Annotated in this window: 11 protein-coding genes and 1 tRNA gene; 4 read left to right on the forward strand and 8 right to left on the reverse strand. The window is 37.0% G+C overall.

What is annotated here, in order from left to right:
- Positions 1-20 precede the first annotated feature (20 nt).
- The 4 genes from AC07U8_RS04665 to AC07U8_RS04680 form a co-directional block, all read right to left on the reverse strand.
- Positions 21-1,529, reverse strand: a complete 1,509-nt coding sequence (locus AC07U8_RS04665) for a long-chain fatty acid transporter (RefSeq protein WP_151801253.1) — start codon at positions 1,527-1,529, stop codon at positions 21-23.
- Positions 1,530-2,049: 520 nt separating this feature from the next.
- Positions 2,050-3,168 carry a Fic family protein gene (locus AC07U8_RS04670; protein WP_494737408.1) on the reverse strand — a complete coding sequence of 373 codons (1,119 nt, stop codon included), beginning with the start codon at positions 3,166-3,168 and terminating at the stop codon, positions 2,050-2,052.
- A gap of 299 nt (positions 3,169-3,467) precedes the next feature.
- Positions 3,468-3,540 (reverse strand) — tRNA-Arg (locus tag AC07U8_RS04675).
- A gap of 72 nt (positions 3,541-3,612) precedes the next feature.
- Positions 3,613-4,983: an amino acid permease gene (locus tag AC07U8_RS04680; RefSeq protein WP_004819489.1), complete on the reverse strand. Its 1,371-nt coding sequence runs from the start codon at positions 4,981-4,983 to the stop codon at positions 3,613-3,615.
- Between the two features lie 317 nt (positions 4,984-5,300).
- Between AC07U8_RS04680 and prpF the strand changes: the two genes are divergently transcribed.
- The 3 genes from prpF to AC07U8_RS04695 all read left to right on the forward strand — a co-directional run bounded on the left by prpF (position 5,301) and on the right by AC07U8_RS04695 (position 8,765).
- Entirely contained in the window at positions 5,301-6,488 is a 1,188-nt protein-coding gene (prpF, locus tag AC07U8_RS04685) for a 2-methylaconitate cis-trans isomerase PrpF (RefSeq protein WP_494737409.1), read from the forward strand.
- Positions 6,489-6,745: 257 nt separating this feature from the next.
- On the forward strand, positions 6,746-7,705 hold the full coding sequence (locus AC07U8_RS04690) for a sensor domain-containing diguanylate cyclase (RefSeq protein WP_494737410.1): 960 nt from the start codon (positions 6,746-6,748) through the stop codon (positions 7,703-7,705).
- 148 nt (positions 7,706-7,853) lie between these two features.
- Complete coding sequence (locus AC07U8_RS04695) at positions 7,854-8,765, forward strand: polyprenyl synthetase family protein (RefSeq protein ID WP_004819495.1); 912 nt, start codon at positions 7,854-7,856, stop codon at positions 8,763-8,765.
- Between the two features lie 520 nt (positions 8,766-9,285).
- Here AC07U8_RS04695 and AC07U8_RS04700 read toward each other — a convergent pair.
- The 4 genes from AC07U8_RS04700 to AC07U8_RS04715 form a co-directional block, all read right to left on the reverse strand.
- On the reverse strand, positions 9,286-10,137 hold the full coding sequence (locus tag AC07U8_RS04700) for an SPFH domain-containing protein (protein WP_004722624.1): 852 nt from the start codon (positions 10,135-10,137) through the stop codon (positions 9,286-9,288).
- A gap of 26 nt (positions 10,138-10,163) precedes the next feature.
- The gene (locus tag AC07U8_RS04705; protein ID WP_004819499.1) at positions 10,164-10,625 is read right to left on the reverse strand and encodes an NfeD family protein; all 462 of its coding nucleotides are present in this window, start codon (positions 10,623-10,625) and stop codon (positions 10,164-10,166) included.
- 138 nt (positions 10,626-10,763) lie between these two features.
- A complete protein-coding gene (locus AC07U8_RS04710; protein WP_004819500.1) occupies positions 10,764-11,681 on the reverse strand; it encodes a patatin-like phospholipase family protein in 918 nt (305 codons plus the stop codon).
- A gap of 61 nt (positions 11,682-11,742) precedes the next feature.
- On the reverse strand, positions 11,743-12,369 hold the full coding sequence (locus AC07U8_RS04715; RefSeq protein ID WP_494737411.1) for a 1-acyl-sn-glycerol-3-phosphate acyltransferase: 627 nt from the start codon (positions 12,367-12,369) through the stop codon (positions 11,743-11,745).
- A gap of 155 nt (positions 12,370-12,524) precedes the next feature.
- Here AC07U8_RS04715 and AC07U8_RS04720 point away from each other — a divergent pair, with 155 nt between their 5' ends.
- Positions 12,525-13,778, forward strand: coding sequence for an MFS transporter (locus AC07U8_RS04720; protein ID WP_494737412.1), 1,254 nt, complete (start codon positions 12,525-12,527; stop codon positions 13,776-13,778).
- Positions 13,779-14,100: the final 322 nt, after the last annotated feature.

Raw genomic sequence — 14,100 nt, forward strand, 5'->3', positions numbered from 1 at the left:
TTTTTTATCGGTATAGACTCTTAGAATCTATAACCAATTTTTAAACCATAAGCGATTGCATTGTTATCTTTAAACTCTGCAACATAAGTATCGCCACCTGATTGAGCACCTGTTTGTGCTTTTGCATCACCTAACCAGAAGTATTTAACACCACCAGCGATGAACGTTGCAGGCGTAGGGCTATATTGAACACCTAAGCCCACATTCCAATAACCTTCTGTAGGGCCTAAAGTTGAAACAGGATTACCCGCGCCAGAGTCCCAGCCTACTGCAACAGTTCCTGACCATAGGTCATTGATTTTACGACCAACACCCGCCGTCACTGTATATTGATCATCAGAATATTCAACTAAGTTAAAACCATTTGGACGGTTAACTAGACCACCGATTGCTTGAGAAACTTTACCAAATTTTAACGGTTGGATTGAGAAGTCTTTCCAATTTACCCAACGTAGGTTTGCAAAAGCAATGGTATTTGCCATGATCCCTGTTTGTAAATCGATGTTAACAGACTGTGGTGTGGTAATTGTCGTTTTACCGTTGGCAGCAGCAATTGCTTTTGCCGCAGCAGTACCAGTATCACCAAGTAATGCTAATGCACCAAGTGTAGGAATCGATTCATTGATATTTACATCATGATCAATTTCAGAACGATAAGTTACCGATGCTTTTAATGCAATATCTGGAATCTGATACGCAGCACCCGCTAACCAACCCACACCGCCAGTTTCTTTAATATTTGCATCATAGCCATTATATAAGCTATATGCTTGACCACGCAGACTAACATTCCCTTTAATGGTTTGGTAAACACCACCACCATAGAAGTTTAAGTTAGCAATGGGTTGAAAACCAAAAATCATTGAAATATTTTGGGTATCGACTTTAACTTTGGTGTTGCCCTTACCGAGTGTACTATTCGCTCCTGCAATGCCTTGATCAATTCTACCTGTAACAACATTTTTTACTGCAGCATCAACACCCGCTTTATATGTAGCGTCAGTACCATATCTAGTCAATGAGTCTCGAAGTGCCTGTTGACCATTTGCCGTGGTTAAGTCAACACCTTGACCTTGTAGGAATCCACCAACACGTTGTTGTGCAGTCATTGCATTAAATGTGGAGTCAATCGTACTGTTGCGCAGTGCAGTTAACCGATCTTGAGGTAATACAGTATCGTGATCAGATGAAACGAAAGCATTTTCACCAGAATAGGCAGCATCTGCACCAAATGGTTTGTCATATAAAAGACCAAATGAAACTTGATCTGTTAGTTGTAATTTAATCGCTGCTGATGGAAAGTAATAATCATCTCCCATATCATTGATTTCACGATATGGTTTAGGCGTATCTCCCGCTTCTCGACCTTCAACAGTTGGGTCTAAAACTGAAATACCAGCTTCAAAATAATTATTAGGTTGAAGGAATGCCGAAATAGATTGGCCTGAGCGATCCATTGCTGCGGCAAAAACACCAGTCATTGGCAAACTTGCAGCAATTATCGCGATTGATAAATGTTTTAATTTCATTTTAATTTTTCCCTAATATAATAAAATGAATACTTTGAAGTACTTAAGTTTTGAATGAGAAATAATTTTGATACTTAAATATACAACTCAAAGTTACTTCTATTTACAAAATAACATATAAAAAATAAGAGTAAATACTCTAGGGTGTGAATTAGTGAAAAAAAAATGAACTATGTAGTTTAGTTTGCAGAGAGGGAATATAGAAAAAAATATAAAGATGAGATTATTTATAGAGATATTGAAAAAAATTAAACTGAAAATAATAAAATATAGATATTTTGGGACTTGATGGGCTGCGTAAAATATAACCAGATGGTCAAAATAAAGCTGATTTTATTCGGCAATATAAAGTGGTCAAGATTAAATCTTTGTAAAGATAAAAACTCACTTTTTATTCTTGTTCAATTGTGCGCCCTGTGTGATTTGAATTATTGATTTATATATTTGAAAAATAATAAAAATATTTGTATTTCAAATTGATTTTAGTGCAAATTAAATCTTAAAAATAAAAGTACTGTTTTTATAATAGGATATTGATTTGATAGCGAGTATTGCGTCCACCACCGTCCAATTTGATTATACATCCTTTTTCTAACAGGTCGGATAAATGTCGAGTAGCTGTTGCTTTACTGACTTTAGCAACTTTTTGATATTGCGAGGCACTGATACCATGTTCAAAGCCATTTTCACCACCATCTAATAAGCGATTCAATATCTTGCGTTGTCCTTCATGAAGATCTAAATTTGAATATTTATACCAAAACTGACGCTTAAATACCGTTCGATTGATTTGCTTTAATGTTGTTTCAAGGCTGTCATTTAAGGTATCTAAAAACCAAACAAGCCAATCTGTGATATTGGAATCATTTTTTTGGCTTTGTTCTAAGATTTCATAGTAACTTTTGCGTTTGTTTAAAATAGCAGGGGACATCGCATACAAGCGAATACTCTGCTTATCCATTTGTGCTAGGGCCAGGTCTGTTAGTGTACGGGTAATACGCCCGTTACCATCATCAAAAGGATGCAGTGTGATAAACCATAAGTGAGCAATACCCGCACGGAGTAGGGGATCAAGCAAAGTATTGGCTAAGCTATGATTAAACCAAGTTATAAAGGCGTCTAAACGTTCTTCTAGTCCATCTCTAGGTGGTGCTTCAAAATGAACTGTTGGATAATCCAATCGACCAGAAACAACCTGCATCGGTTCTGAACCTCTGAGTTGACCAATGCGTAAGCGCTGCATCGTCCAATCAGGCTCATTAAAAAGCCATTGGTGCCATTGCATAAGGCGTTCAACAGTAAGTGGTTGCTCCACATTGTTTAGTGCATCTAGCATGATATTGGCCAAACCTTCAGATCTGTCTGAACTTGGATAAGGTTGGTCAAGCGTAACGCCCAAACGACGTGCAAGTGAGGAACGTAATGAGTACACATTTAAGGTCTCATTTTCGATTGCTGAGGATGCAATAAGATTGGCAAGTAGAGTGTCTAATGTGAATTGTTGTTTGGCTAAATCATGTTGACTTTGCCCAAGTAGAATTCCAATTTTTTGATGAATCTGTCTGGTTTTGGGTAAGATGATTTCATCATCCCATGTGAAGTTTGTCCAGTTGTTGGTTTGCCAAATCCACTCTTGCATCTTAAACCTCCACTTAGAATTTTTCTAAGATGAGCTAAATATAGCATATATTCGGCTCACTGTATGAGTTGAATAAGCTGTTTAATTAGCTCCTTTATATCGATTTAGATCCATAACTATAATTTTGTATACTTGGTTTTTTCTAATACATGAGTGCAAGTAATCTAATCTTTAGCTTTTATCATCAGTATTAGACATGATTAAAATTACCGTTCGAAAACTTTTAAAATTTTGTAAGACTTACTTTTATTGTTTTAATTTTGGTAAAGAGAAATTCATTTTTTATTCTTGTTCAATTGTGCGCCCTGCGGGACTTGAACCCACGTCTGTCGCTTAGGAGGCAACTGCTCTATCCAGTTAAGCTAAGGGCACAATAAGCAAATAATTTACCGTATATGCATATGAAAAAAAAGCTATTATCGAAATAATAGCTTTGTGTTAGATTTATTTGTCTTCAGTCTTTATTTCATTTGGATTTAAAATATCAAACAGGACTAACATCAGGGTAATCCATACAGGAATCATCAATACGGACTCTTTAAATCCTTGATCCCACATGATATATAAAACGATACCAATAAAAATAATCACCACAAAATTACTAACAGGTGCCCAAAGTGCAGGGTATTTACTGGTTTGATTGGTCAAACGTAGAGCACGCTTAAACTTCAAATGCGTGAGTGTAATCATTAACCAGTTTAAAACTAAAGCACCAACCACCACATACATCAAATGACTTAAGGCATCTTCTGGTAAATAATAATTTAAAGGTACACAACCCAAAATTAAAAATGCAGAAAGTAATACGGATGGAATTGGTACACCATGCTTATTGGTTTTGGTAAAAATTTTAGGTGCATTGCCCTGTTTTGCTAAACCATAAAGCATACGGCTATTGGCATACATTCCACTGTTATAAACAGATAATGCAGCAGTTAAGATAATAAAGTTAACCAGATGAGCTGCCCATGCAATCCCAATCATACTAAAGACCATAACGAATGGACTTTTATCTAAACCACCAAAATTTAACTGGTTCCAAGGCACCAAAGATAACAGAATAATCATCGAACCTACGTAAAAGATAAGGATACGTGGCACAACTTGATTAATCGCTTTAGGAATAGTTTTTTCTGGGTCTTTGGCTTCGGCCGCAGCCATACCAACTAATTCAATACCGCCAAAACCAAACATAAGGAAAGCCAGCATATAGAATAAGCCGTCAAATCCATTTGGAAAAAAGCCACCATGAGACCATAAGTTTGAAAAAGCGATCCCTGAACTTACATCTGCGGTCAGAACCAAATAAATACCAAATACAATCATTGCAACAATAGCAGTGACTTTAATGATGGATAACCAAAATTCGGATTCACCGTAAAACTTCACATTTCCTAAGTTGACCAGTGTAATCACAACGAAGAAAAACAGTACAGACACCCAGTTTGGAATTTCAGGCCACCAATAATTGATGTATTTACCGACCGCAGTTAATTCTGTCATTGCAACTAGGATGTACAGCATCCAATAGTTCCAACCAGTTAAAAAACCAGGAAATTTACCCCAATATTTATTGGCAAAATGGCTAAAAGAACCAGCAACGGGTTCATGTACTATCATTTCCCCAAGCTGACGCATAATTAAAAAAACGATCAAACCACCAATGGCATAACCCAAAATAATGGATGGCCCAGCTTTTTCGATCACATGTGCTGAACCTAAGAATAATCCTGTACCAATTGCACCGCCCATGGCAATCAATTGGATATGACGATTCTTAAGTCCACGCTGTAATTGTGTAGACTCGTTGCTCAATGTGTACAACTCTATTTATGCGAATTTAATTATTGTAATAGATTGGTTACTTTTAGCCTAGTATGCGATAGATGTATGGAAAGGAACTGTGAAGTCAAAAAATAATATATTGAATTTTTTTATTCATTTTCAATGAAATAAGATTAATTGTAAATTTTCAAAGCAAACTAAATCTGTTTAATATTTAAGCTTTATGCCAAGATTTATTTAAGACTTAAGTCAATCTGTCAGTATTTTACTCAAAAAAAGGGTAGTATAAAACTGAATGAAGATTCATTATTTGAGACAACAAAGAGAATTGAAAGGAATACGATAAAATGAGCGCTGCACCACAAATCAAAATCCCAGCAACCTATATGCGTGGTGGTACCAGTAAAGGTGTCTTCTTTAAACTCGATGATTTGCCTGAACGTGCACAAATAGCGGGGCAATCCCGTGATCAGTTATTACTCCGTGTGATTGGTAGTCCAGATCCATATGGAAAACAGATTGATGGGATGGGCGGGGCGACTTCAAGTACCAGTAAAACAGTTATTTTAGCCAAGAGTTCACAAGCAAATCATGATGTTGATTATCTGTTTGGGCAAGTGTCTATTGATAAAGCATTTGTAGATTGGAGTGGCAACTGCGGTAATTTAACCGCTGCTGTCGGTTCATTTGCCATCAGTAATGGTTTGGTTGCAGCTGATCGAATTCCAGAAAATGGTATTTGTACAGTTCGTATTTGGCAAGCCAATATTCATAAAACAATTATTGCCCATGTGCCTATTACTCAGGGACAAGTTCAAGAAACGGGTGATTTTGAATTGGATGGTGTCACTTTTCCAGCGGCAGAAGTCCAAATTGAATTTTTAGATCCTGCTGATGACGGGGAAGATGGTGGAGCAATGTTCCCTACGGGAAATGTTGTAGACAGCTTAGAGGTTCCTGAAATTGGTACATTTCAAGCAACTTTGATCAATGCAGGTATTCCTACAATTTTCTTAAATGCCGAAGAGCTTGGATACAAAGGAACTGAATTACAAGACGATATTAACAGTGATGTAGCAGCATTAGCGCGCTTTGAAAAAATCCGTGCTTATGGTGCGGTAAAAATGGGTTTAATCCAAGACATCAGTGAAGCGGTTAATCGTCAACATACTCCGAAAGTGGCATTTGTATCGCAACCTAAAAGCTATACCGCGTCTAGTGGTAAACAGGTGAGTGAAACCGATACAGATTTATTGGTGCGTGCATTATCGATGGGTAAATTACATCATGCCATGATGGGAACGGCTGCGGTCGCGATTGGAACAGCTGCAGCAATTCCAAATACCTTGGTGAATTTGGCTGCCGGAGGCGGTGAACGGGAAGCAGTACGCTTTGGACATCCTTCTGGAACACTTCGCGTGGGTGCTCAAGCTCTAAATGAAAAAGGGCAATGGGTTGTTAAGAAAGCCATCATGAGTCGTAGTGCACGCGTATTGATGGAGGGTTGGGTTCGAGTGCCAGTAGATAGTTTTTAATCTTTTTGATGTGCTTTCAAATAGCATTTAAGTGATTTGATCGTTGAAATTTTTAGAACCTTGCATCTGCAAGGTTTATTTTTTGTGATTTACATCAATAAAAGTACTAATTTTGTATTGTGTGTGGCAAAATAGTTGCAGTATTTTATCATACTTACTTTATGTGATAGCAATTCTGATGATTTGCTGTTGTAAAAAATTAATACATTAAATGCTGATTTCAATAGATTAAAAATTTATTGGCTTCGAGGTGGCGTATGGAACAAGAGTCTAAAAAACTACGAGATAGCCTTGAAGACATCAAAGTTTTTGAATATTTACAAGATATTGATAAATTGCATCTGGTTTCTTTTATTTCACAAATTCCTTTACCCATCGCTTTATTTGATCAGGAAGCGCGGTTTTTAGGGGTAAATCAAAAATTTGCTGATATTTATGAAAGTGACGCGTTGTACTTGTTTGATAAGTTACTCAATACATTTTCGACCGTTGTTTATGCACATTTTAATGAGGCAATGCGTTATTTCTCAAAAAATAAAAATTATTTTGAACAAGAATTCTACGTCAAAGGAAAATTTTATCTTTCTTATTTTAAAGCAATACGTAACCAATATGATGAGATTGAAACAGTGGTAGTCGTATGTTCGGATATAACGCGTTTGAAGCGCCGTGAAAATGTACTGTTGCAAAATAATAAAAAATTGCACGATCATCTCTATTTAGATTTTGTCACAGGCTTACAGAATGCTTTTGCTTTTGAGCATTATTTAAATAAAGTCTGGCAAAAAAGTCGTGACTCGCATTTGTCTTTTCTTAAAATTGATTTGGATAATTTTAAACGATTTAATCAACTCAATAGTTATACTGCAGGTGATGAGGTTCTAATACAGCTCGGTTCTGTATTAAATGAAGCGATTGCTCAAACTGAAGAAGCAGAAATTTTTCGCTTAAATTCAGCAAGCTTTGTTGTTGTGATTGAACATCTGACCGAGTGGGCAGTGGTGACGCTTGCGGAACGGCTTAAATTTGCAGTCACCAATGAAAAGATATTGTTTGGTAGTAATAATGAATATCTTACTGCATCTATCGGAATCTATCATTTAGATCCACACAATCAGCCAACTGAGGTGGATGTCTTACAAAAATTAGAGTTTGCAGTACGTTCTGCCAAAGAAAAAGGCCGAAACTCACTGTTTTTATTAAAAAATGAAATATAGATGCCTTGCACTTATTCAAATGATTGCGTTGGAATTAAAGGATGAGAATTATAGTGACTCATAGTAGAATGTGCTGACTCACCCAATTTACCAATGTATCTAAAACTACTGATTTTAGTTTTAGCGATTCGTACAAACCGAGGCAGATGTGACTTCTATTCCCAATGTTAATGCAGAAATTTTAAAACGAGCGCAAGTGCAAATTCAGCAAGATTTACAAGCTGCTTTAGATGCTTTTTCATTGCCAGAGCCATTAAAATCTGCAGTGCATCATACGGTGATGTTAGGTGGAAAACGAGTTAGACCTGCTTTAAGTTATGCAACTGCACAATTAAAACAAAATAATCCGAATTTTGCAGCCGTGCGTAGAGCTGCGGTTGCGATTGAGTTTATTCATTGCTATTCATTGGCACATGATGACTTACCATGTATGGATAATGACTTGTTACGTCGCGGACAGCCAACCTGTCATGTGGCTTTTGGTGAAGATACAGCGCTATTAGCTGGTGATATTTTGCAATCGATGGCATTTGAGGTATTAGGAAGCCGTCTATTCGATCAAGGTCAAGCTGTTGAACAGGGTATTATTCTTAAACAAATGCAAATCTTAGCCACAGCAAGTTCAAAAATGGTATGTGGTCAAGTTTTAGATTTACAGGCTGAAGGCAAACATGTTGATCAAGCACAGTTAGAAAATATCCATCGCAATAAAACAGGGGCTTTAATCCAAGCTGCAATTATGCTGTCTGCCGTGACAGTTTTTTCAGGTACAGATCAAGCCATTCCACAATTGCGTCAATATGGTCAAGCGATTGGTTTAGCATTTCAAGTACAAGATGATATTTTAGATGTGGTGTCTGACACTGAATCTTTGGGCAAAACTGCGGGCAAAGATCAACAAGTAGATAAGTCGACCTATCCTGCCTTAATGGGCTTAGAAAATGCCAAAATTTATGCGCAACAATTACATGACCAGGCATTTAAAGCTTTAGCGTATTTTGGTGAGGATGCACAGGAATTGAACCAAATTTCGCAATTTTTGTTGGCAAGAAAAAGCTAATTTAATTGAGATCAAATATTTTTTTCATGATGGATGTCACTGAGTCAATTTCTGTCTCGGGAATATAAATTTCAACATCACTGGAATTATTCCATCTGAACGAATTAACCAACAGCTTTAGGGTTAATCGTCCGTTTTCAAATGAATATTCGATGTCTCTGGTTTTAAATCCATATATTTGATCAGTATACTCAATATAAATACTGCTTGGACATTCTAATTCATCCCGACATAGGGTTATATATCTTGGTGAGTCATCCTCGAACCAAAAGGTAATAGAGCAAAGTCCATCATCTTCAAACTCTTCATCTTTCTGTATTTTATATAATTTCATTTTAATATCGATCTTTAAATCTCGAATGCAGATGCAAAGAGAGGATTTTTAGTAGCGTGAAATTTAACTATAGATGACGGAAAAAAGGATCAATTGTTCAATCTTAAAACTTAAGCGGCATTTTTAAAAATAAAAAATAGGCAACCCATCGGCTGCCTATTTTTGAACGTTTTTAAAATTGCTAAATTAGTTTCTACCCATCACACCGCGAATAGTATTCATAATATCTGCTGGGAGCACAACAGTTTTGGCATTATTTGATTTGGCCATGTCTTGCATTGCTTTGACATATTGCTCACCGAGTAAGTAGGCAACAGGGATTTCTTTATCACCCACAGCAGAGGTCACCATTTCAATGGCACGCTGTGAAGATTCAGCCAATACAACCTGAGCTTCCGCATCACGGCGAGAGGCTTCTAAACGCCCATCCGCTTCTAAAATAGCGGCCTGTTTTTCACCATCTGCTTTGGTCACAGTTGCACGACGTTGACGTTCCGCAGCAGCTTGGGCTTCCATCGCTGATTGCATGGTGTGTGATGGTTGAATATCTTGAATTTCCACGGTTTTTAGTGTGATACCCCAGTCTGAGATATCATCAGAAATCGCCGCTTTTAATTTCGCTTTGATATGATCACGTGATGACAATGCATCATCTAGATCCATTTCACCGACGATTGAACGGAGTGAAGTTTGTACCAAATTTTGAATTGCCCAAGTGTAGTTTTCAATACCATACACCGCTTTTTCTGGTGTGGTTAAATTGATATAAGCCACAGCATTCATCACCAATACCGCGTTATCACGGGTGATGACTTCTTGTGATGGGATATCTAAAACAATATCTTTAGTGGTGACTTTATAAGCCACTTCATCCACATACGGAATGACAAAGTTTAAACCTGGACTTAGTGTGGTGTGATATTTACCTAAACGTTGTACGATCCATTTATAACCCTGAGGAACAATACGCACGCCTTTGAAAATGGTCACAGCCACAAACAGAAATAAGACTAAAACAACAATAGAACCAAAACCCATTTAATTTTCCTCTTTATTCTTCATTATTAAGATGATGAATGTAGTTGTACCACTAAATCATTACCTAAAATATCAGTCACACGTACACGGTCACCTACTTGTACAGGCGATAAAGTACGGCAATTCCATTCATCAGAACCCAAAACAGGCATTGGAAAACGAACACGAATTTGATCATGGCTAAGCCCAATTTGAATGACCATACCCGTTTGACCAATGGTTGCTTCACGAGAAAGCCCAGCTTTGGTTTTATCTACAGATAGAGGTTTAATGAATTTAAACCACGCCACAGTACAAATGATGGATAAGATAATCCAGCATACGACTTGCAGGGTGAAACTCATACTTGGAAATAACCACAACAAAATACTGACCACAACTGCAGCGATACCAAACCATAAAGCAGCAAACGCTGGTAACACCAGTTCAGATAGAATCAGCAATATGCCAAGTACAAACCAATGCCACGGTTCAAAAATAAAGTTCATACATCTACTCTAGTGATTATCATTGATATAGATGACGGATCATCTATATCAATGTAGCAGATCATTTAAGTGATGCATATAAAAACGTGATTATTCTCGTTTTCAATCATGCTTGATGATATGAACCCTTTTGCGCTATTAAAATTTTGCTCGCGGTGCAGGTTTTAATGCAGCAGGTGTTTTCTTAAAGTTATTGATTGCCGTTTGAATGGCGATGATTTTGCCTTGGGCTGCTTTTTCACCTTCTAAAATCGCTTGGTTACTGGACTTAAGATCGAGTGTGCCTAAGTGGCCAACTTTAGGTTGAATCACGATATTGGCCTGAGCCAACTCATTGTTAATACTTTGTTGTCCCATGATATTAATGGTTTGATCCAATAAGCCCCACATATTCATCGGTTGGCTACCACTTGGACGTGCAGAAATATCGACCGCAATCACGATATCTGCCCCCATATCACGTGCAGTTTGGACCGGAATTGGACTAACTAAACCGCCATCAACATATTTGGTATTGCCAATGGTTGCGGGAACAAAAACATTGGGAATACTGCAAGAAGCACGAACTGCTTGGCCTGCATTCCCTTTAATAAATTCTGCTTTTTTGCCATTGTCTAAGCGTGTAGCAACTGCTGCAAAACGGATTGGAAATTGTTCAATCGGTTTATTGGCAACATTACGATTGACATAATCTTGTAGTTTTTGACCAAGAACAATACCTTGGCTATTTAAGGTTAAATCACGCAAATCAGATTCTTTCAATTGCTGTGCAATTTGCTGCATTTGATAGGGTGTTTTACCGCTGGCATAGATACTGCCGACAAAACTTCCAGCACTGGTTCCAGTCACAATTTTAGGTTTGATCCCATGAGATTCTAAAACCTTGAGCACACCAATATGAGCGAAACCTTTTGCACCGCCGCCACCTAAAGCAATCGCAATAACAGGCTCACGTGCTTTAATTGCCGTGGTCTGAGTTGGTGTTTTGGTGGTTTTGTCACAGCCAACAAGGGCTAGACCCAATAAGCCTATAAAACCGAGTTGTTTAAAACGCATGGGGGTATTACTTTTGATCAAAATATATGTTGCACATCTGAACAGATTGTCTCTGTTTTTTCTAGCCATTTTTCAATAGTTTTTGTAAAGGAATCGATAATAATTTAGGTCTTTTAGGTGAAAAGTTACCTTTAAAACGTGATAAAATTTCTGCTAAATCTTGCTCATAATCTCCAGTAGGTTGCAATGTACCCAAACAGTGAATTCGCTTTTTCTCGTAATCGAGCGAAAAAATTGCAATCGGTATATTGGCGCCCATTGCAATATGATAAAAACCACTTTTAATTTTTTCCGCTTTTTTCCGGGTACCTTCAGGTGCGATTGCAATCCAAATTTTATCTTGTTGTTGTATAACCTTAACAATCTGTTGAGTGAGCCCATGCGGTGAATCTCGATGCACAGGAATCACGCCAATCCATTCAAAAAGTGCTTTGAGTGGTGGTTTAAACAAGCTATCTTTGCCAAAAATTGTGACTTTAACACCAATACCTAACATGGCGAGGAAAGCATATAAACCATCGTAATTTGAAGTGTGTGGTGCAATAAATACCACTGCTTTGAGTAAGTTGGGAAATTCACCTTCAATTCCCCAGCCTTGAACTAAGTAAAGGTTTTTAAAGATGTTACGACTGGTGCTTGTACCACGTTGGGGTACTTGATCTGGTATGATCGGAAAGTTTTGTGACATTGTGTTTTTATATGACTGCTCTTGTATTGATTTTAGTTTTTTGCTTAATAGTAACTATCTGCAAAATGCAAATATTACAAAATTCGTAGATTAAAGCAATACATACAAGATCTAATTAGGCCCATTTATATTGACATCGTTCGAGCTTAGATTACATGCGAAACACCTATTTGTTGTTATTTTCACTGTATTGGGCGCAAGGTTTACCTGTAGGTTTTATGACCCATGCTTTACCAGTGATTTTACGTTCACAAGGGGTGTCTTTGGCACATATCGGTGGCTTTGGATTACTCATGGCGCCTTGGGCAATTAAAATTTTATGGGCGCCTTTTGTGGATAGCTTTGGACATCGTTCCAAAGGGCATTATCGAAGTTGGATTATTCCAACCCAAGTTTTAACCATTGCTATCCTGAGCATTTTATCTTTTTTACCGATTCAATCCCTGAATGAACCGATTTATTTATTATTGTTTTTTATGGCATTGCTCTGTATGAACAGTATTGGTGCAACCCAAGATATCGCGACGGATGGTTTAGCGGTGAGTATTTTAAAAGGGGATCAGCAACATATCGGGAATATGTTTCAAGTCATTGGTTCTCGTTTAGGATTTATTGTTGGGGGCGGGGCAATTTTATGGGCAATGGACTGGCTAAGTTGGCAAAATACATTTTTGATTTTGGCTGGCATTGTGGCTTTAAATACAATTCCTATCTGGTTTTATCAAGAACCAGAACACTTGAAAAAGGCTGCTTCACCACATTTACAGAATCAAGCTGCAAAGCACTTTATTGAAAAATTTAAAACCTACTTAAGCTACTTCTTTGCCAATAAAAAATTAAGAACGTGGTTCTTTGTGCTTTGTACCATCAAAATAACCGATGGCTTTACCGGTCCAATTACCAAGCCTTTGTTAGTTGATCTTAACTTAAGTCTTTCTCAAATCGGCATTTATATCACAATGCTGGGAGCATTTTCTGCATTATTCGGTGCAGGTTTGGCCAGTTTATTGCTAAAAAAACTAAAGCGTCACCAAGCCCTAATCTTATTTTCTATTTTGAAATTGATCAGTTTAGCGGGATTCGTATGGTTAGCAGCTCAATATGAACAATCGCACTTTGTAGCGCCGTGGTTAATTTATTTGATCAACGCTTTAGAAGATATGTGTGCTGCAACGCTTCTAGTCGTGATCTTAACTTTAGTGATGCAATATAGTCGTCATGAACATGCAGGTACAGATTTCACTTTTCAGGTCTCTGTTATGGCAACAATCAGTGGGTTACTGTATACATTAAGTGGCGTGATTGGCGATCAATTGGGATATTTAAATTTTTTAAGTTTGATTTTAGTGATTGGTGTTTTCTGCCTAATCCCGATTATGTATTGGATTAAAAATATACAATATACATAATATTGTGAGCTAGGGTTTGATAATGAGTATAATTACTATTGAGTATGTGGTGCGATGATTAGGAGTTTTTTGATTGAATGAAATAGATTAAATAATTTTCATTAAGGATAGTTAAGATTATAATATATTGTCATGATGTAAAATAAATTGTTTGATTAGTGCGGCTTGACTTAATACATAAATCTCTTTGATTTAATGTGATTTTACCTTTATTTTTTAATAAAAGTTTGACGTGTTTTACATTGATTGGAAAATAAAAAATTACTTTTTCGTCATTTTTTACGTATAGAAAGCAATTCGTGTATTATTCTTTTGTTGGATT

The sequence above is a fragment of the Acinetobacter sp. GW821-FHT01E09 genome (assembly GCF_059422385.1).

Bases quoted from the DNA above. Each gene is read 5' to 3' on its own strand.
- AC07U8_RS04690 (WP_494737410.1), top strand. From the start codon at position 6,746: ATGGAACAAGAGTCTAAAAAACTACGAGATAGCCTTGAAGACATCAAA.
- prpF (WP_494737409.1), top strand. From the start codon at position 5,301: ATGAGCGCTGCACCACAAATCAAAATCCCAGCAACCTATATGCGTGGT.
- AC07U8_RS04700 (WP_004722624.1), bottom strand. From the start codon at position 10,137: ATGGGTTTTGGTTCTATTGTTGTTTTAGTCTTATTTCTGTTTGTGGCT.
- AC07U8_RS04665 (WP_151801253.1), bottom strand. From the start codon at position 1,529: ATGAAATTAAAACATTTATCAATCGCGATAATTGCTGCAAGTTTGCCA.
- AC07U8_RS04705 (WP_004819499.1), bottom strand. From the start codon at position 10,625: ATGAACTTTATTTTTGAACCGTGGCATTGGTTTGTACTTGGCATATTG.
- AC07U8_RS04720 (WP_494737412.1), top strand. From the start codon at position 12,525: ATGCGAAACACCTATTTGTTGTTATTTTCACTGTATTGGGCGCAAGGT.
- AC07U8_RS04670 (WP_494737408.1), bottom strand. From the start codon at position 3,168: ATGCAAGAGTGGATTTGGCAAACCAACAACTGGACAAACTTCACATGG.
- AC07U8_RS04710 (WP_004819500.1), bottom strand. From the start codon at position 11,681: ATGCGTTTTAAACAACTCGGTTTTATAGGCTTATTGGGTCTAGCCCTT.
- AC07U8_RS04715 (WP_494737411.1), bottom strand. From the start codon at position 12,369: ATGTCACAAAACTTTCCGATCATACCAGATCAAGTACCCCAACGTGGT.